The sequence below is a fragment of the Halomonas sp. H5 genome (genome assembly GCF_050613175.1).
GTDB lineage: Bacteria > Pseudomonadota > Gammaproteobacteria > Pseudomonadales > Halomonadaceae > Bisbaumannia > Bisbaumannia salifodinae.
Map to the genome: position 1 here is coordinate 3103355 of NZ_CP192510.1, position 18824 is coordinate 3122178.

General features: G+C 68.8%; 12 protein-coding genes. 1 reads left to right on the top strand and 11 read right to left on the bottom strand.

Features of this window, described 5'->3' with window-relative positions:
* Positions 1 to 23: 23 nt before the first annotated feature.
* Positions 24 to 968, top strand: coding sequence for an alpha/beta fold hydrolase (locus ACQ1W9_RS14345; RefSeq protein ID WP_431023978.1), 945 nt, complete (start codon positions 24 to 26; stop codon positions 966 to 968).
* Here the strand turns inward: ACQ1W9_RS14345 and ACQ1W9_RS14350 are convergent.
* The 11 genes from ACQ1W9_RS14350 to tssF form a co-directional block, all read right to left on the bottom strand.
* Positions 928 to 2508 (bottom strand): serine/threonine-protein kinase, encoded by a 1581-nt coding sequence (locus ACQ1W9_RS14350; protein ID WP_346063818.1) that lies wholly within the window; start codon positions 2506 to 2508, stop codon positions 928 to 930. The genes ACQ1W9_RS14345 and ACQ1W9_RS14350 overlap by 41 nt on opposite strands.
* A 58-nt stretch (positions 2509 to 2566) precedes the next feature.
* Positions 2567 to 4051, bottom strand: coding sequence for a type VI secretion system-associated protein TagF (gene tagF, locus ACQ1W9_RS14355; RefSeq protein WP_431023979.1), 1485 nt, complete (start codon positions 4049 to 4051; stop codon positions 2567 to 2569).
* A 4-nt stretch (positions 4052 to 4055) separates the two neighbouring features.
* Entirely contained in the window at positions 4056 to 7565 is a 3510-nt protein-coding gene (gene tssM, locus ACQ1W9_RS14360; protein WP_431023980.1) for a type VI secretion system membrane subunit TssM, read from the bottom strand.
* A complete protein-coding gene (gene icmH, locus ACQ1W9_RS14365) occupies positions 7562 to 8905 on the bottom strand; it encodes a type IVB secretion system protein IcmH/DotU (RefSeq protein WP_431023981.1) in 1344 nt (447 codons plus the stop codon). The genes tssM and icmH overlap by 4 nt, the downstream gene beginning before the upstream one ends.
* Positions 8902 to 10248 carry a type VI secretion system baseplate subunit TssK gene (tssK, locus tag ACQ1W9_RS14370; protein WP_431023982.1) on the bottom strand — a complete coding sequence of 449 codons (1347 nt, stop codon included), beginning with the start codon at positions 10246 to 10248 and terminating at the stop codon, positions 8902 to 8904. Before tssK ends, icmH begins: the two co-directional genes overlap by 4 nt.
* Before the next feature lie 25 nt (positions 10249 to 10273).
* Positions 10274 to 10777 (bottom strand): type VI secretion system lipoprotein TssJ, encoded by a 504-nt coding sequence (gene tssJ, locus ACQ1W9_RS14375; RefSeq protein WP_431023983.1) that lies wholly within the window; start codon positions 10775 to 10777, stop codon positions 10274 to 10276.
* A gap of 103 nt (positions 10778 to 10880) precedes the next feature.
* A complete protein-coding gene (tagH, locus tag ACQ1W9_RS14380) occupies positions 10881 to 12551 on the bottom strand; it encodes a type VI secretion system-associated FHA domain protein TagH (protein WP_431023984.1) in 1671 nt (556 codons plus the stop codon).
* 128 nt (positions 12552 to 12679) lie between these two features.
* Positions 12680 to 12943, bottom strand: a complete 264-nt coding sequence (locus tag ACQ1W9_RS14385; RefSeq protein ID WP_431023985.1) for a hypothetical protein — start codon at positions 12941 to 12943, stop codon at positions 12680 to 12682.
* Between the two features lie 176 nt (positions 12944 to 13119).
* Positions 13120 to 15909: a type VI secretion system ATPase TssH gene (gene tssH / locus ACQ1W9_RS14390; protein ID WP_431023986.1), complete on the bottom strand. Its 2790-nt coding sequence runs from the start codon at positions 15907 to 15909 to the stop codon at positions 13120 to 13122.
* A 2-nt stretch (positions 15910 to 15911) separates the two neighbouring features.
* A complete protein-coding gene (tssG, locus tag ACQ1W9_RS14395) occupies positions 15912 to 16952 on the bottom strand; it encodes a type VI secretion system baseplate subunit TssG (protein ID WP_431023987.1) in 1041 nt (346 codons plus the stop codon).
* Positions 16949 to 18814, bottom strand: coding sequence for a type VI secretion system baseplate subunit TssF (gene tssF / locus ACQ1W9_RS14400; protein WP_431023988.1), 1866 nt, complete (start codon positions 18812 to 18814; stop codon positions 16949 to 16951). Before tssF ends, tssG begins: the two co-directional genes overlap by 4 nt.
* Between the last annotated feature and the right edge of the window lie 10 nt (positions 18815 to 18824).

Sequence of the window (18824 nt, forward strand, 5' to 3'; positions counted from 1 at the left end):
CCCAAGGCGTCAGGCTTTTATTGATGGATCGCACCGTCCCCACCTCGACCCCGCCGAGTCTCGGCCGCCTTCGGCGGATATGTCGCGGCAAGCTGACACGGCTCGCAAGCCTGCTGATCAGTATAGTGCTTGTCGCGGCCTGCTCCAGTCCGGCCCAGCGCCACAATGATGCCGCCGAGGCACGCGCCTATGGAGTCGACAGTGTCCCGGCCCCGCCCTTCCGGCTCACCGTCTATCGGCCCTCCGGCGCGCGGCCGTCACCACGGCCGTGGCACGTCTACCTGACCGGAGACGGCACCCCCTGGGAGCATGGCCGCTATCCGAGCCGGGACCCCACGCCGCGCCGGCCCTTGGCGCTCGAGTTGATGGATCGCGACCCGGGACCGCGGCTGCTGCTGCACCGGCCCTGCTACGCCCGCCACCCGCCGGATCCGGCCTGCCAGCCCCGGCTGTGGACCGACCAGCGCTACGGCGAGGCCGTGGTTGACGCCATGGACCGGGCCCTCGACCGCCTGGTGGCGGAATGGCAGATCGACGGCCTGGTGCTGATCGGCCACAGCGGTGGCGGCCTACTGGCGCGCCTGCTGGCCGGGCGCCGAGACGATGTCCGGGCGTTGGTCACCATCGCCGCCAACCTGGATCATGCGGCCTGGACACGCCACCATGGCTACCTGCCCCTGGAGGGCTCGCTGCGCCTCGCCGAGGCACCGCCCCTGGATGCCGGAATCCGGCAATGGCACCTGGTCGGTTCGGAGGATCGTGTGATACCGGCGGCGCTGGTACGACAGGCGGCCCGCCACGACCCCCAGGCCCGGGTGGAGGTGGTCGACGGCTTCGACCACCGTTGCTGCTGGGTCGAGGCGTGGCCTGGGTTTCTGGAAAGGCTTCTGGAAAGTCTGCGGGAGAGCCCGGACGAAGCGCTGGAGATTACTCCAGGCGGGCATCGAGTTCCTCGATGGCCTCGTTGAGCCGCTCCCGGCGTGTGCCCAGTTCGGAGCGCGCCAGGGACTCCAGGCTGATACGCAGTAGCTCCAGCGAGAACTCATCCAGGTCGTCGCGCTGCGCCTCGCGCAGGTAGTGATCCATCACCGCATCGGTGCGCCGGTCCACCAGCACCCGCAGGCGGTTGCGATCCCGGCCACCGATGTCCTCCCGCTCCGCCACCTGCTCCCAGGCCAGGGTGTAATGACGATGGGCCTGGGGGATGTCGCCGGCCTCGAAGAATTCATTGCCCTGGATAAGGTGCTCCCGGGAAGTCTCGAGGCTCGGCGGCAGGTCATCCAGGGTCACCAGGAGGTCGCTCTCGCGGATCAGCAGCCACCAGGAGATCAGGGCCCCCAGCGCCAGGACCCCGAGCGCGGCGATCACGGTCCGGCCCAGCTTGGCAGGCGGCTGAATGGCCTGCAGGAACTGGCCGGCATCGGCCAGACGCTCCGCCCGATCGAAGGCCAGGCTGGCGGCGATGGCCCGCGACACCCGCTTGGGTACCCGGTGCAACACCGGTGGCCTCAGGCCCCGGCGGGCCGCCTCGTCGGCCGGCAGCTTGCGCCCGGAGGCGTCCCGGTAGGGATGCAGGCCGGTCAGCAACTCATGGGCGACACAGCCCAGCGCATAGACATCATCGGCGGGTTCCGGCACCTCGCCGGCGAGCATTTCCGGGCTGGCATAGGCCGGGGTGATGGCCCCGATGGTGGCCGGGTCGAAGCGGGTGTGCTCGCCGTCCTCCGATCCGGCCTGCACGCGCGCGGCCCTGGCGATGCCGAAGTCGAGGATCTTGGCGTTACCCTCCCGGGTCAGGAAGACGTTGCCCGGTTTGAGGTCGGAATGCACGAAGCCCTCCTGATGGGCATAGGCCAACCCCCGCGACATGCGCTCGATGATCTGCAACGCCTCCTTGCGGGGCAGGCCGCCGACGGCGCCGCGGCGGCGGATGACCACGTCCAGCGGCTCGCCCTGCAGATACTCCATGGTCATGAAGACCCGGGTGCCGTCGCGGTCGAAGTCGTAGACGGTGACGATATTCGGATGGGCGAGGCGCTGGGCCTTCTTGGCCTCGCGCTGCAACGCCACCAGGGAGTCGGGATGCTGGCGGAACTCGTCGCTGAGCAGTTTCAGGGCCACATGGGGCTGGCTGTCCTGGGCCTCTTCCTTGCGCAGGTCGCGGGCCTTGTAGACCGAGCCCATGCCGCCCTGCCCGAGCAGCGACTCGAGCACGAAGCGTTCCTTGATCACGGACCCCGGGCCGATGGCCCCCGCGGCGGGCTCCCCCCAGAACTCCGGCCGCGACCAGTTGGATACCGTTCCGCCGGTCTGGGCGGAGGCTCCTTCGCCCCTGTTTTCGTCCCTACCGGCCAGCCGGGTCGCCTCCTCGTCTGAGCCCCCCACCCGGGTGGCCTCATCGGATGATGCCGCGTCACCCTCGGCGATACCGCCCGGCAAGCGGGTTCGCTGTTCGGCATCGCCGCGGTCGGCGGCGGCACCAGACTCGTCGTTCTTCCGGTCTTTCATCAGCGGGCCCCATCAGGTTCCGGTACACGAGCTCGATCCACCACCTCACTCCACGAGCTCAGTCCACAAAGACGGCCACCGCCGTACAGTTGTCCCTGGCCTCACCCGCCAGCACCGCCCTCAGCAGGGTGTCGACCGCCTCCCGGGGCGACTCGTCTTGCAGGGCCGCCTGGATGACGTCCGGCGCCACGAAGCCATGCACGCCATCCGAGCAGAGCAGGAAGCGGTCGCCCGGCCGCAGGTCGGAAAAGCGACTCTCCAGGTCCAGCTCCGCCGCGGCCCCGACGGCCCGGGTGATGATATTGGCCTGCGGGTGGGTGCTGGCCTCGGCGGCCGTCAGCTCGCCACGCTCCATCAGCTCCTGGATCACGCTATGATCGCGGGTGCACTGGGTCAGTTGACCATCGCGCAGGCGATAGAGGCGACTGTCACCGGCCCATAGCCAGCAACACTCCTCGACCCCCGTCAGCAGCGCCACCACCGTACTGGCACTGGTCACCGGCCGCTCCGGCCGATGCGCCGCATGCCAGAGGTGCCGGTTGGCCACCGCCAGCACATCGCGCAGGGCGTTGACCCGCTCCTGCAGCTCGCCGCCGTGGGCGGCCTGCTGGAGCCCATCGATCACGCTGCGGCTGGCCTCATCGCCGGCCTCGTGCCCGCCGACCCCATCCGCCACGGCCCACAGGCGCAGATCCGCGCGGTCCAGGCAGGCGTCCTCGTTCACCTTGCGCACCTTGCCGACATGGCTGACGCTCGCCGAACTCAAGCGCGGCAGGTGCAGGGAGGGCGCGTCCTGCAGCGTCGCCCGGGGGGCCTGCCAACGCACCACACGACTCTCCCAGCCATGACTCTGCCACTCGCCATCGAGCATGGCGGCGAAGCGTTCCGGCCCCGGCAAGGCGGCCTGCAGCAGCAGGCAGGGCGGGATCCGACGGGATCCCTCGGTCCACCACAGGCTGAAGCCCTGCTGGCGACCCAGCAGCGCCTGCTGCATCGCCAACAGGGCGGGCACCAGTTGCTCCAGCGACTCGAGGGCGAAGCAGGTGGGGCCCTTCAGCGGGGCCAGCAGGCGGCTGGCGGCCTCGGCGGCCCAGGGCTGCAGCCGCTCGCCATGGGCGCTCACCGCCTGGTCGAAGTGCTCGAGATCGACCGCCGGGTCGTCTTCCAGCGCGCTCATGGCCAGCGCCTCGAGTTCCTCGAACCAGGCCCCTTCCTGCACCGCCAGGCCGAACAGCGAGCTCTCCGCGGGCAGGGTCCCGACCAGGGTCAGCGGGTAATAGCGCCCCACCGAGTCGACGCTGGGCATCAGTACCCCGGTCGCGGGTTTCTCGCCGCAGACCCCGGCGGACAGGGCGAAGCGCCATAGCGGGCTGGTCAGGTAGGCGTCCAGCCAGCCCCCGCCGAGGCGCCGGTGGGAGTCGTGCAGGCAGCGGGACAGCCAGGCGTCCCAGACCGCCAGGAAGTCGCCGGCCACCCGCCGACGGACGAAATCTCCCCGGCACGGCAGCTTGCCATGGAACCCCAAGGCAATGCCCCGAGCCATGACCTTACAATCCCGCGGCGCAACGGAAGCGCCGCCAGTCATTGTTGCGCAGTGGATTGCGCGAGGATTCGAACTGCACCAGCACCCGGGCGGAATAGCCGCTCACGTTGAAACTGACCAGGTAGGCCGTATCCGATTGCGCCGCCGGCTGGGCAGCATCGAAGGCACGCAACCAGGACCAGCTACCGGAATAGGCGACATTGGGCCGCTGTCCGCCACGGTCCTCGAACATCACCGCCGTGTCCTGGCCGCCGTCGCCCGGCCAGACGAAGCGCCGGGCCAGGGGCGGCCCATGCCGGTAGCTCAATATCTGCTCGCCCGTGGCGAACTGGAACTGCCGCGCCCGGGCATCCAGATAGCGCGGTGTCATCGAGAAGGCCACCCGCGGCCCCGCGCCCCCGACGAAGAACATCTCACGGATCATCTGGGCACGCTGGAACTGGGCCAGTACCGAGGACGGAATGCCCACGCGGGCGGCCTCGTCGCTACGCCACTGGAAGCGCCCCCCGGGCGCATCCACCAGACTGGCGAGGTTCTCCTGGAAGAAGGCGTCCATCACCCCGCCGGGGGCGAACAACCGGGCGAAGTCGCCGGGGGGAATATCCTCGGCACTGCCGGGGGCGAAGGGGTAGCGACCCTGCGCCAGCTCTTGGCAGATGGGCAGCACGGCATCGCGATAGCGCCGATTGAGTTGACCGCGCAGGTTGCGCATGGCGACTTCCTGCCCCGAACCGGCCAGTTCATCCACCCACTCGTTGAACGGTGCCGGCGCGCGGGCCGCCTCACTACTCAGGCGACGCAACGTCTCGCCCCCGGCCCCGCCCAGCAGCTGCATGGCGTCCTGGTTGCCCAACCCGCCGCCCAGGGCACTGAGCTCCTGATAGAGCTGGGTCAGGCGGGCGATCAGCGATTCCATCGGTGGTTCGCCGTTTTCTCCCAGCACGAAGCGGTGGAACTCCTGGAAGTGGGCATCGATGCGCGCGCCCGGATGCACGGCCGCTTCCTGCGGCTCTTCCTCGCGTCCCGGATCGACGAAGCCCAGGAAGGCGTCGAGTCGCCCGCCCTGCGCCTCGTCCTCGCCCTCGCCCTCGCCCTCGGCCTCCGGTGCCGGGAAACGGGTCTGGGCGGCGATCGTCTCCATCAGGCGGCGCAGCGGCGAGGTCGGGCCGGTGATGACCGCCAGCAGGTCGATCGCCTGGTCCACCTGCAGCAAGGGCACCAGGTCCAGGTCGTCCAGCAGGGCCTCCCAGTGGTCGATATAGGCCTCTTCGTAATAGCGGACGAAGTCCTCAGCCAGGGTCAGATGGGCCGCCCGACCGCCGGGGAGCGTCGCCTCCCCGAACACCCAGCGCTCCTCGAGGAAGCGGCTCACCAGGTCGCCCCCCTCCTGGCCAGTGATCTGCTCGAAGCCGGCATGGGTGTAGAGCGCCGGAACGGGCTCCGACAGCGGCGTGTCGCTGCGCCGGCGGAATGCCAGGTCGCTGCCGAGCCCGGCCTCCACATCGAGCCGCAGGGCCTCCTCGTGGCGCTGGTCGTAGCGGGTCTCCAGCCGACGCAGCATCAAGGCCGGCACGGAGGCCTGACGCAGCGAGGCGCGGCCGCGGGCTACCAGTTCCTCATCGACACCGACCGCCGGGAAGGAGCGCGCACTGTCCGTGTAGGCGCTGAAGTGCTCGAACAACGCCTGGGCGATGGCGCGCTGCTGCGGGTATTCGCGCAGCAGCGTCTCGCGGACGATGACATCGAGCTCGTCGCGATTCAGGCGCTCGGTATCCGCCAGCATCAGATAGCCCTTGAGGTAGGCATAGACGTCGGTGGGCGACACATTGGGCGTCGACAGCCGCCGCTCGATGAGCTTCACCACCCGTGGCACCAGCAATTCGCGCACGCCCTGGAGATAGGCCTGGTCGGCGGAGGTCCCCACGGCCTCCCCGCGATAGAGCCCCAGGCCCATCAGGAAGGGCACCCTCCCCCGATGGCGATTGGCTTCCGTCGCCACGTCGCGCAGGGCATCCAGGCGCGGTAGCACCTCCGCCAGCCCGGCCTCCCCCGGGACCGGCCGGGTGGCCGTTTCGGCATGAGCCTCCAGTGCGGCGCCCACGTCCGCCAGGTAGCCGCGGTTGTACTGATAACTGGTCACCCAGCCCGCCACCACGATGCCGAGCACGCCGAGCAGGACCAGATAGGCGACGTTCTGGGCCAGGGCCCGGCCCACCTCCAGGCGCCAGTTGACGCCGGCCAGCCCCGACTCCGGGAAGATCACCGCCTTGAGCAGGCGATGAATGAAATAGCTGCGCCCCTGGCCCCCCGGCGCGGCCTCGACGGGAGACGCGCCCGACACCTGCATCCCGTAGACCCGGGTCAGGCTGTCCATCATGCGGTCGATGGGCGTGCCTTCCTGGGTGCCACTGGTGAAGTAGAGGCCCCGCAGCATCACCGGCCGGTCGTAGCCGGACCCCTCGAAGGTATCGGCGACGAACTGCAGCAGGCTCTCCCGCAAGCCGGCCATCTGTCGGGGGAAGCCGAACAGCCGGGCGCGCCGCTGAGGCTCCCGCTCTTCGACCAACCGCTCCAGCAGGCGGGCGTCCAGGCGCTCCAGCAGCCGGGCATACTCCCCCTCGAGCCACTCGCTCGGCCGCCCACCGGCCACCGGCTCCGGTCGGGTCATGCCCCAGACCTGCAGCCGCCCCTCGTGATCCAGGTCATCGAAGAACTCCACGAAGCCGGCAATCAGGTCGCACTTGGTGACCATGAAGTACACCGGGACCTGGATGCCCAGCTGACGCTGCAGCTCGTCGATCCGGCGACGCACCATGTCGGCGTGGCGTTCGCGGGCCTCCGGGGAAGGGTCGAGCAGGTCGGTGGCGCTCAGCGCCACCAGCACGCCGTTGACGGGACGGCGCTTGCGATACTTGCGCATCAGGTCGAGAAACGCCTGCCACTCGGTGGCATCGGAGCCGGCGCTGGAATCCTGGCTGAAGTACCGCCCGGCGGTGTCCAGCAGCACCGCCTCGTCGGTGAACCACCAGTCGCAGTTACGCGTGCCGCCCACGCCGCGAAGGGCGTCCCGGCCGTACTTCTGATCGAGTGGGAAGGTCAGTCCGGAGTGACGCAGCGCCGTGGTCTTTCCCGAACCGGGGGGGCCGATGATCACGTACCAGGGCAACCGATAGAGATCCTTGCCCTTGCCGGACTCGCGCAGGAAGCCGATGGCCTCCTCGAAGCGTCGTCCCAGCTCATCGCTGCGGCGGTCTTCCGACCCGGCCGTGGCGACGATGGCGTCGCCCAACCGCTCGCTGGCCCGCTTGACGCGCCGCGCGCGCAGCCACTGCAGCAGGCCCCAGCCCGCGAACAGCACGAAGATGACGCCCAGCCGCACCCAGGGGCTGTGCAGGGGCACGAAGGCACCGATGGCGATATAGGGCCCGATGTACCAGATCAGCAGCGCCAGCAGCACCACCCCGATCAGGCCCAGGAACCAGCGTTGCCGGACTATCGAGAACAGGGCCTTCACGGGGCACCTCCCGACGGACGATGCAGGATCTCGATGCGGCGGTTCAGGGCCCGGTTGGCCGGCTCGTCCGGGGGACGGTAGCGCGGTTGATCCGCGCCGATGCCGACGAAATCGATGCGATCCGGGTCGCTGAGCGGTTCACGCAGCAGGGTCGCCGCGCTCTCCGCCCGGGCCTGGGACAGCTCGTAGTTGTCGCGGAAGCGGACGGAGCGGATCGGCACGTTATCGCTGTGCCCTTCCACCAGCACACTGCCGGGCACCTGCTGGATCGCATCGCCGATCTGGCGCAGCAAGGAACGAAACTCGTCGGTCACCTCGATGCTGGCCGAGGCGAATACCTCGCCACGCAGGATCACGGTGGTGCGCCCGCCCTCGCCGCGTTCGATCTGCAGACGCTCGGGGGCCGTCCCTTCCAGCAGATCGGCCAGCGTCAGGCGGCTCTCGACCGCCGGCACCGGCAGATCCACCGGTGACTCGAAGGTGGCCTGGCGAACCTCGTTGAGCTGGGCCATCACGGGCGCCGTGGCGCCGTTCAGCCAGTTGTGCAGGGTGAAGTAGACGGCGCTGCCGATCACCAGGACCAGCGCGACACATACCCAGGCCGGCAAGGTACGCACCAGGCGGTTACGCCGATCCTCGACGCCCCGCCAGGCCGGCGACAGCTCGTCCGACGAGGCCTCTCGCCACTGCCGGATCCGCTCGTAGAGACGCTCACGCAGCTCGGCGAGCCGGGCCTCCCCTCCCGGGGTCACCCGGTATTGCCCCTGGAAGCCCAGGGCCAGGCAGACATGGAAGAACTCCACCAGGTCACGCCGCGGTTGGCGATCGGCCAGCACCCGCTCGATCATCTGGAACACCTTCTCGCCGCCGGCGCTGTCACGATGGAAGGTCAGCAGCAGGGCTCGCCCGGGCCACAGGCTGTTGGCCCCCCAGGGGGTATTCATGACCACTTCATCGATAAAGGTGCAGAGGGCATAGCGCGCCGCCAGGATGGATTCCCGCGCGGCGCCCCGCTCGGCCGCGGCCTGCTCGAAGGCCTGCACCTGACGCACGGTTTCCGCATGCAGGGTGGCGACATCGGCGTGATCCCGGGTGCCACGCAGGCCGCAGCAGAGCATCAGCAGCGGCATCGCCGCCTCCACCAGAGGGTTCAGTGCGGTGGTACCGAACGCCGCCAGTGCCGGAGCCCCGCCCCCCCCGGCGGCGGACGACGGCGGCGGGCTCGGCGTCCCGCGTCCCAGACCTGGGGAAGAAGACTGGGGAGATGCCGTGCGTCCGCCCGGGCTCGGCCGAATGATGGTGCGATCGCCGGAACCGGGCGGCGGCCGCTCGTCGCTCATGCCCCACCTCCACGAATGGCCCAGAGGTCCATCTTCAGGTCGGGATACTGCCCGGCGACATGCACGGCCATGCCTCCCGACTCAGTCAGCGTCTCCCACATGGGATGGGAGCTGTCCAGCTCGAAGTACACCCGGGAGCTCAGTTGCGGAATCTGTCGCGGGGCCGTCGGCATGGGCACCAGCCGGATGCCGGGGAGGTTGTTGTTGACCAGTTCGGCGATGCGCTCCACCGGCGCCACCTTGGCGTGGGCCGGGAAATAGGCCCTCACGTCCTCGCTGGGCACGGCGGCCCCCACCGACAGCACGAAGCTGGCCGAGCGAAACAGCGAGGTATCCTGGGCCCGAGCCACCCACACCCCGTGGGCACCGGTCTTCTCCAGCGGTATCTGCACCGCCGGCGACTCCCGCACGGTACGGAACTCGGCCCGCAGGACCCCGAGCACGCTCTCGAAGGACGGCTGCAAGTCGCCGTGACGGTAGGGCTCCATCTCCGGTGGCAGGCGGTCTTCCCGGGTCAGGGTCGCCAGTTCCCCGGCCAGGGCGATGGCAAAGCGATAGAAGGCCTCCGGCGGCACATGGGTCGAGGCGGCGATATGCAGGGCGACCGGAATATGTCGATTGACGATCTGCAACATAAGAAAGTCGGCGATCTCCCCGGCGCCCCCCTGGCCGCTCGCCGTAACACGCCCCGCCAGCATCTCGGCGCGCTGCTGCAACAGGCCGCACAGCTCGTTCACGTAGCCCTGCAGACGCTCCGAGGCCCGGCAACGCACCACCGTCGGCAGGAAGGCCTCGTCCAGCACCAGTTGCCCCTCGGGACGCACCTCACTCACCCGACACACTGGAATGCAGGCATACTCATCCAGCGTCTCGCCGGCCAGGACGAGTCGGGTCTCGAGCCGCCCCACCTCCACCGGGGTGGATACCGCACTGTCCAGTACCCGATCGCGGACCTCCAGGACATCCGCCCGGTAGCGGTAGAGGCCGGGCGGAGCCCCTTCCCGGCGGACGTCCACGGCGCCTTCCCGCTCCAGGGCCAGGGTCAGGTACACCAGTTGATCGCGTGCCTCGGCCGGCACTTCCAGCGGCGCTGGCAAGGGGGCGTCGCCGGGCATATCGAACGGCGTGCCATCGGGGAAGACTCCACGTGCGACGCGCAGCCCCAGCTTGCCGATGCCCAGCAGGTCGGTATCGACCTCGAGCTCCTGAAACCCCCAGGCATGGGTGCCATGGACGGCCAGGCGACCGGCGACATAGCCTTCGACGAAGCGATCCTGCTGCTGCAGATGCTGCGGTTCGAGAAAGAGTCCCTCGCTCCACAGCACACGGCTGTTGCGTGACATCAGTGCCTTCTCCCTTGGCCAACATCTAGTCGATCTGGATGGCTACCCGCACCCCGTCCAGCGTGATGGTGAAGGTCACCGCGTTGCGTTCCTCCACGCCTCCCTGGGGAAGCGCCGCGACGGCCCGCCATTGGGCGGAGGGATCCCGCACATCGAAGAACTCGGCCATCACCGCCAGATAACGCGCCTCGGGGGAAAACACCTGGGTCACGGTCCGCTCCTCCCCCTGGCAGGGCACACCACCGGCCGATGCCTCGGTGGCCCCCATCTCCATGGGACAGAGCTCGAAGGAGTCACGGGAGAGCAAGGCGGCACCGAGGGTGTCGGTATCCTGCATGACCAGCTCCTGCAGCGACGGGTCCAGGAAGGCCTCCCGGTCGCGCAGTTGATAGAGACGAACGGTCACCGGAGACGACCGCCCCTCGGCATTGGGGTTCAGCCCCGGCATCACCAGGATACGCCCCGTCACCGGTTGCGGTTCGGGCGGCGCCTCCTGGCCCGCACAGGCGACCAGCGCCAGCGCCGTCATGACCACCAGCGCTCCCTTACAAGACCTGTATCTCCTGCCTAGCCACCTTGCCATGCGATCGTCCCCCCATGATGACCTCACCCTCGATACCTGCCGAGAACCGTCACCCCCTGCCTTGCTGGGAATGGGCCTTGAGGGCCTGGATCTGTTTTTCGTAGGCGTCGCAGAACGCCTCGCCGAACAGCCGATTGAAATAGCCTTCACTATCGCGCTGTATCTCCGCATAGTGCGCCTGGTACTGACGCCAGTATCTCGGCCCGCTCATGCGCCCGAGCAATGATCCGCGCTCGTCGTTCTCCGCGAATCGGGCCTGCAGATGAGCCGGATCGAACTGGTGTAGCATCTCGAAGAAGCCGCTGCGCATGCCCGCCAACATCGCCAGTTGGTGGAAACGCAGGTCCTCGAAGCCGGCCTCGAAGGCCTCCACCGCCGCCAAGTAGTCGGGGTTGTGCTTGATCATCAGGTTGTGCAGCGCATCCTCGGGGCTGGTGGAAAACTTCAGTGGATTGTTCTCCCGCGCCTGGATCAGCGTTACCGACATGCGGAACTCGTTCTTGACCTCCATCCGCGCCTTGAGCAGGTCCATTACCCCCTGGATGGCCACCCGTAGGATACGGCCGAGTTCCTCGGCCTGCTCCGGTGGTACCCGGTCCGGGTCCAGCCCGGCCCCCGCGAGCAGCTGCCGCAGCGCCGGATCCGAGCGTCCGGCCGCCGGTGCAGCCGCCTCAGCCGGATCACTGCCGGGTTCCGGCATCGGCGGCGGCACCCTGGCCTGGTCTCCCCTTGGCTCCGGCATGGGCGGCGCCTCCGGTGGCGGCGCACTGGCCTGGTCGACCCTGGGCTCCGGCATGGACGGCGCCTCCGGCGGCGGCGCACTGGCCTGGTCGTGTCCTGTTTCCGGCAGCGGCGGCGCCTCCGGCGGCGGCGATGCCGGCGCTGGTGGCACCACGGGACACGGCGGCTCACTCGGGATGTCGCTTGACTCCGCGTCACGAGGCGACGGCGCCTCGGGCCCAGCGGCATCCCGCGCCGGCTCGGCTGGCGGCGCCTGGGGATGTGGCGGTGAAGGCGGAGGGGGTGACGCAGGCGGCTGTGGCGGTGGAGGCGTCGCTTGCGGGCCGGACAGGTCGCGCCACCAGTCATCCGGGAGCAACGGTTCGGGGGGCACCTCACTCGTTGGCGGCTCACTCGCGGATGGCGGAGGAGAAGGCTCGGCGCCCGGGGGCTCAGGCGGCGCCTCCTGCGGAGGCGTTTCCGTAAAACGCGGGGCACTGAAGTGCTCACTCAGGTAGGAGCGGTCGGATGGCGAGGCTTTCGGCCCCGTCGATGGCGTCTCCACGGCCCCGCCAAGCAACTCCAGGGGATCCGGCACCTCGTTGTCGGCGAGGTTGCCCGGCAAGGGCGGCTCAGAGGCCGGCCGCAGCACCGCCTCTTCTTGCGTGTCGGCCTCTTGCGTATCGATCTGGGCCCGGATGCGGCAATCGCCGATCAGGAACTCCAGCCCATCCTGCAGCAGCAGAGGCTCTGCCGGATCCAGCCGGGTCATGCCATCGGCCAGCAGGATGCCATTGGCACTCGAGTCCTCCAGGAAATAGCGACCGTCCTGGTAGCGGATCCGCGCATGGCAGCGCGAGATTTCCGTCTTCGGATCGGGCAAGACCCAGTCGTTGTTGGGTGCCCTGCCCAGGGTTCCGCCCTTGTCGAACCAGCGGTGACTGGCCTGCTCCCCCAACCGCGACGCAGCCTCGTTGATCACCGTCAGCGTCAGTGCCATGAGCCTCCCCCAACTCGGGTGAAGTGGGCACCCGAAACCGTCACGCAGCCACGCTGCGCCCTGATCTCGGGTCTACTCAAACCGTAGTGGCCTGCCGGCGTCCTTGCCAGGGCGATCCCGACAGACTGCTAGCCTTGGTACACCAGGCGCAGACAGCCCTCTTCCAGATCCGAAAAGACATACAAGCCATCGCCCTGACCGCCAAGATCGATGATCACCGATTCGGGGGAGTCGAAGCGGGTGGCGGCAATGGCTCGCGCCGCGGTGGCGTTGAGCTTGTGGGCCTTGATATAGGCATTCCAGCGCTCGGTATCGCGGGTTTCGATACGGCCTCCGCGATCCGTCGCCTCCTTCAGCAGTTGCCTGAAGCTGTAATAATCCACATCGATCATCCGCGCTCTAGCCATAATCGGTTCGGCAACCGCCCCTTGTGTCATCCTGAAGGCATCTTCACGGGGCCGCCTGCCGGCGAAGGGCGCGGCAGGCAGGCCTCTTTCCCTCAGCGTCAACCACTCGTGTATCAGCGTCAAGCGGGGCCCGGCCCACGCTCTGGCAACGAAGGCCTCGGTTATCCCCCTCGGTCATCGAAAGCATAGGCGAACTCGGCATTCTCCACGCTGACATGCACCCGTTCCACGGGACGGTGGTCCACCAGACGCGTCAGGAACTCCCGACTCAGCACGGGCAGCAGGGAGTTGGTCAGGATGGCATCGATCATCCGCCCCCCACTCTCGAGCTCGATGCAGCGCTCGCGGATAAGCTCGGGCACCGCCTCATCGTAGCTGAACGGCACACCATGGCTCTCCTGCACCCGCCGTCCGACCCGGCCGAGCTGCAGGCGAATGATATCCCGCAGCATGTCGTCGCCCAGCGGATAATAGGGAATGGTCACGATGCGTCCCAGCAGGGCCGGCGGGAATACCTGCAGCAGGGGCCCGCGCAGCTGCTTGTTGAGCTCCTCCGCGTCGGGGCGTCGCCGACCGCTGTCGCAGGCCTGCATGATCAGGTCGGTGCCGACATTGGTGGTGAGGATGATCAGGGTGTTCTTGAAGTCGATCAGGCGCCCCTCGCCATCCTCCATGCTGCCCTTGTCGAACACCTGGAAGAAGATCTCGTGCACGTCCGGGTGCGCCTTCTCCACCTCATCGAGCAGCACCACGCTATAGGGGCGGCGACGCACGGCTTCGGTCAGCACGCCCCCCTCACCGTAGCCCACGTACCCCGGCGGCGCCCCCTTCAGGGTGGAGACCGTATGCGCCTCCTGGAACTCGCTCATATTGATGGTGATCAGGTTCTGCTCGCCGCCGTAGAGCTGTTCCGCGAGGGTCAGCGCCGTTTCCGTCTTGCCGACCCCGGACGGGCCGGCCAGCATAAACACCCCCACCGGCTTGCCGGGATTGTCCAGGTTGGCCCGGGAGGTCTGGACCCGCCGGGCGATCATGTCGAGGGCATGATCCTGTCCCTTGATCCGCCCGGCCAGGCGATCCGACAGGTTCAGCACGGTCGTCACCTCGTCCTTGACCATCCGCCCGACCGGAATGCCGGTCCAGTCGGCCACCACGGAGGCCACGGCCTGGGCATCGACACTGGGCAGGATCAGCGGGGCGTCGCCCTGCAGCCGGTCGAGCTCCTCCTGCAGTTCCTCCAGTCGCGCCAGGGCCCCCGCCGGGTCGAACGCCGACTCGTCGCCGGCCGCCGCCTCGGCCTCCTCCGTCGAGGGGGCCTGCGGGTTGTCCTCCGACGCCTCACCGGCAGCGGTCGCCTGCCCCGTCGGGGAGGGAGCCGCCTCGGCGCCCTCCTCGGCCGGGGGCGTATCGACGCTGCCCGCCCGCTCCCGCAGTTGTTGGCGCAGCGTGAGGATCTCGTCCACCAGCGCCTTTTCCCGCTGCCAGTTGGCCTCCAGCGCCTGCAGATGCTGCCGTTCGTCGTCCAGGGCCTCGGCCACCTGCCGGTCCCGCTCCTCGATCGGCAGGCCTACCGCCTGCTCCCGGGCGATGATCTCCGCTTCCGTTTCCAGCACCTGGATACGCCGCCGGCTGTCCTCCACCTCCGCCGGGACCCCATGCTGGGATATGGCCACCCGGGCACAGGCGGTATCCAGCAGGCTGACCGCCTTGTCAGGCAGCTGGCGGGCCGGAATATAGCGATACGACAGCTGGACGGCGGCGGTCAGCGCCGCGTCACGCACCAGGACCCGGTGATGCCGCTCCAGCACCGAGGCCAGCGAGCGCATCATCGCCACGGCCTTGTCCTCGCTGGGTTCCGGTACCTGCACGGCCTGGAAACGACGGGTCAGCGCCGGATCCTTCTCGATATGCTTCTTGTACTCGGCCCAGGTGGTGGCACCGATGGTGCGCAGGGTCCCGCGCGCCAGGGCCGGCTTGAGCAGGTTGGCGGCATCGCCGGTGCCGGCCGCGCCGCCGGCACCGACCAGGGTATGGGCCTCGTCGATAAACAGGATGATCGGCTTCTCCGAGGCCTGTACCTCCTCGATCACCTGGCGCAGCCGATTCTCGAACTCTCCCTTGACGCTGGCCCCCGCCTGCAGCAGGCCGACATCCAGGGAACGCAGGGAGACGTCCTTGAGCGGCGGCGGTACCTCGCCGCTGGCCAGGCGCACGGCGAAGCCCTCGACCACCGCGGTCTTGCCGACGCCGGCCTCGCCGGTGAGCATGGGGTTGTTCTGCCGCCGCCGCATGAGGATATCGATCATCTGACGGATCTCCTCATCACGCCCGATGATCGGGTCGATCTTGCCCTGACGCGCCTGCTCGGTCATGTCCACCGTAAAGCGCCGCAAGGCCTCCTGCTTACCCATCTCGGCCGGCGGCACCGGCCCGGCTTCCTCGCTCGGGCCGCCGGCCGTGGCCCCCAGCTCGGCCTCCGGCGAGCCCCCGACGATGCCGTCCCACTCATCCACCAGCCGGTCGGCCGATACCTTGCGGAACTCCCCGGACAGATTGGGCAGCACATTGCGCAGGCCGGCGGTCTTCATCAGGCCGACCACCAGATGGCCACTGCGCACCTGGCGCTCGCCGAATCGGAGGGTCGCCCAGACCCAGCCCCGCTCGACGGCTTCCTCGACATGGGAGGAAAGGTCGGTGATCGAGCTGGCCCCCCGTGGCAGGGCATCGAGCGCCCGGGTCAGGTCCTGGGCCAGCCGCGCCGCGTCGAGCTCGAAATAGCGAACGATACGCAACAGGTCGGAGTCGTTCTGCTGCAGCAACTGGTGGAACCAGTGCGCCAGCTCCACATAGGGATTGCCACGCAGGCGACAGAAGGTGGTGGCGCTCTCGATGGCCTGATAGGCAAGCGAATTCAACTTGCCGAAGAGTTGAGTACGACTGATATCTGCCACGGCTAACCTCCCTCGCCGGTTGCCCCCGGCCCACGCCGGGGAGCGCCACGGCGCCTGTGCGCATCACGGATAAGGGCCCGGGCGACACGCTCCTGCGAATGCCGCCCAACCCAGGTAGACATGCCCAGCCGCTGGCCGCGCGCGAGCCGCAGCAAGGGCGCCTGCCGGGGCTTCAGCCGCAGCTCCAGGTCCCAACGGAACTCGTCGCCGGTGTAGGCGCGCACCAGATCGCCGAGTTCGGTCAGGCCGGGCTGTCCCGGCAGGAAGGCCTCGTATTGCGCCCGGGTCAGTTCCTCGAGCACCACCCGAAAGCTGAACTGACACTGCCAGGAACGGCGTCCCAGGCTGGCATCCCGCCCCAGCCGGCCGACCGGCCTGCCGCGCCCCAGGCTGAGGCGCTCGTGCTCGGGGATGGTCAACCAGCGGGCCTGGAAGGGCACCACCCGGACCGAGACCCCGAGGTGATCCTCCAGGATGTCCTCCAGCCCTTCCTGACAGCGCGCCATGGCGGCGAAGCGACCGACCCGATGCAGCTTGGCGCGCTCGCCCACGCTGTCGCGCCCCTGCAGGCCCGGCGTGCCCAAGCCGGCCAGCGCTCCCAGGTACCAGAAGAAGCGGTTATCGGGGCGATCCGCCTCCACCGCCGGCTCGGCATCCGCCCAGGCGCGATAGAACAGCGAGGCCAGGCGGTGATGGAAGAGGTTGAGGAAAGCGGCGAAGCTCGGGTCCTGGTGCAGGCGGCGTCGCTCATCCGCATACTCGGTGAGATGCAGCGGCAGCGGGCCATTGGGGCCGAGCAGGCCGAACCCCTCGGCGTAGAGCCGCGGCACCTTTCCCTGCTCGATAAGGCCGGGCTCGATATGGGTGATCTCACCCGGCGCGAAACGCAGCGAGGGCACCTGGGCGAGCCGGACCCCATCCTCGGCGACCCGCCGGCTGCGCCCCAACCGCGCGTGGTCCGGCGCACTGGCCTCGACCCAGCGCAGGGCCGCGAACAGACTAAACCGCTCCGGCGCCTCGGTCAGGGATCGTGGCAGACTCATAGCGCACCCCTCATGCCCGCTCGCACCGACCAGCGCATGATTTCACCGCGCTGCTGCGACTCGACGACGGTCTCGGTGAAGCCGTTGACGGAGACATACTTGGCGAAGAAGCGCTCCAGGACGGCGCCGAGCAGAAAGGCCCCGACGCCGGTGAAGGCGTCCTCGTCGAGGCGTAGCCGCAACTCCAGCCCGTTGCCGAAGCAGATGGGGCCATTGACCGGCATGCGGCGGACGACGGCCTTCGACGCGATGGACACCACCCCTTCCACATGGCGCGCCAGGGGGCCCCCGGGGTCGACATAAAGCTCGAGCAGCTGGCGCAATGCCTGGGCCCCGTTGCCCTCCTCATCGAGCAGGGACAGGTAGTTCAGCGACAGATGGCTGACCAGCCGCCAGGCCGTTTCCCCGGACTGGAACGCCGCCCTGGGTCGCGTCGGTCCGGCCAGGATACGCACCGACGCCACCGGCGCCGCCGTCTCCAGGGTAAAGTCCGTCGCGCCCTTGCCCACCGCCATCTGGATCGGCAAGTCCCGGTTGGTGCACAACAGCGTGACATCGAGCTGGCGCAGGGCGGCCGAGTAAGGTGCATGCCGCTCATCCACCAGCGAGAGGAAGACCTCGCTACCGAGGTAGCTGGTGCGGCTGCCGCGTCGACGCTGGCGGGAGGAGCTCAACCGCGGCCGGCGCGAGACGAGGAAGTAGGCGCCGGGCTCGGCATCGTCCACGCCGCGCCCGACCCGGTAGAACAGCTGGAAGGGGTAGCCGCCCTCGCGGCTGTGGGTATAGCCGGTGACGCCCTCGACCCGATACACCTCCAGGTCCATGGGGCGATTACGGTCCGGCACCACATGGAACTCGGCCTTCTCCGGCTTCACGATGATGCGATCGGCGCGGTAGGGGAACAGGTTGATCGCCGGCGTCACATTCAGCCGGAAGGCCTCCGCATCCAGGCTGTGCTCGAGGCGTGGATCGGTACGCCGCAACAGCAGCGTGATCTCGAGCCGCTCCCCTTCCAGTCGACGCAGCCCGGGTTGCAGGCCGGTGAGCTCGGCGAACAGGAAGCGCTGGGGAAAGGCGAAGTACTCCTGCAGCAGCCGATAGCCATCGAAGGAGCGCCTGACCGAGGGCAGCAACGCCTCCCGGCGATCGAACCCCGGCTGACGAATGCCGATGCCGGGATCGATCCATGCCTCCCGGTCGGGATCATCGCGCAGGCAGGCGCCGGCGAAGGCGCCATGCAGTATCTCGTAGAGCCACATGGGCAGTTCGTCGCCGCCATGGAGATAAAAGGCCAGGCGATCGAGAGGCAGGTCGGCGAGGCTGCCGCCACTGGTCAGTTCGAGCTCGAGCTGAATGGCCGAACGGACGCCCGCGGGGGTCGGCACCCCCCGCGCCGCCATCGTCCCCGGGTTGACCAGGTAACGGGCCTTGGTCAACCGCAATGGCCACAGGCAGACGTCGTGGGCCGTGCGATACTCACAGGCGGTCTTCTCGCCCTTGCCCAGCTGGCTACGCAGGGCCGTCCCCGCCGGAATGCGGTAGCCGGCCTCCAGGGTCCCGGCCGCCAGGTCCGGCTGCAGGACCACCATGGCCATGGACGGTACCGGCGCGGTGAGATGCGGATAGACCAGGTCGAGCAAGCGGTGCGTGAAATCCGGAAAGCGCGCCTCGATCTTGTGCTGGACCCGTGCCGTCAGGAAGGCGACCCCCTCCAGAAGGCGCTCGACATAGGGGTCGGCACAGTCGAGCCCCTCCATGCCCAGGCGTCCGGCAATCTTCGGATAGTCCCGGGCGAACTCGGCGCCCATCTCCCGGAGGTAGCGAAGTTCCTGTTCATAGAGCCTGAGCAGACTGGGATCCATAGCATTCGCC

What these genes read in the sequence shown, in the direction of transcription:
- tssF (WP_431023988.1), bottom strand. Translation starts at nt 18,814, where the DNA reads ATGGATCCCAGTCTGCTCAGGCTCTATGAACAGGAACTTCGCTACCTC.
- tagF (WP_431023979.1), bottom strand. Translation starts at nt 4,051, where the DNA reads ATGGCTCGGGGCATTGCCTTGGGGTTCCATGGCAAGCTGCCGTGCCGG.
- tssG (WP_431023987.1), bottom strand. Translation starts at nt 16,952, where the DNA reads ATGAGTCTGCCACGATCCCTGACCGAGGCGCCGGAGCGGTTTAGTCTG.
- ACQ1W9_RS14345 (WP_431023978.1), top strand. Translation starts at nt 24, where the DNA reads ATGGATCGCACCGTCCCCACCTCGACCCCGCCGAGTCTCGGCCGCCTT.
- ACQ1W9_RS14385 (WP_431023985.1), bottom strand. Translation starts at nt 12,943, where the DNA reads ATGATCGATGTGGATTATTACAGCTTCAGGCAACTGCTGAAGGAGGCG.
- ACQ1W9_RS14350 (WP_346063818.1), bottom strand. Translation starts at nt 2,508, where the DNA reads ATGAAAGACCGGAAGAACGACGAGTCTGGTGCCGCCGCCGACCGCGGC.
- tagH (WP_431023984.1), bottom strand. Translation starts at nt 12,551, where the DNA reads ATGGCACTGACGCTGACGGTGATCAACGAGGCTGCGTCGCGGTTGGGG.
- tssJ (WP_431023983.1), bottom strand. Translation starts at nt 10,777, where the DNA reads ATGACGGCGCTGGCGCTGGTCGCCTGTGCGGGCCAGGAGGCGCCGCCC.
- icmH (WP_431023981.1), bottom strand. Translation starts at nt 8,905, where the DNA reads ATGAGCGACGAGCGGCCGCCGCCCGGTTCCGGCGATCGCACCATCATT.
- tssK (WP_431023982.1), bottom strand. Translation starts at nt 10,248, where the DNA reads ATGTCACGCAACAGCCGTGTGCTGTGGAGCGAGGGACTCTTTCTCGAA.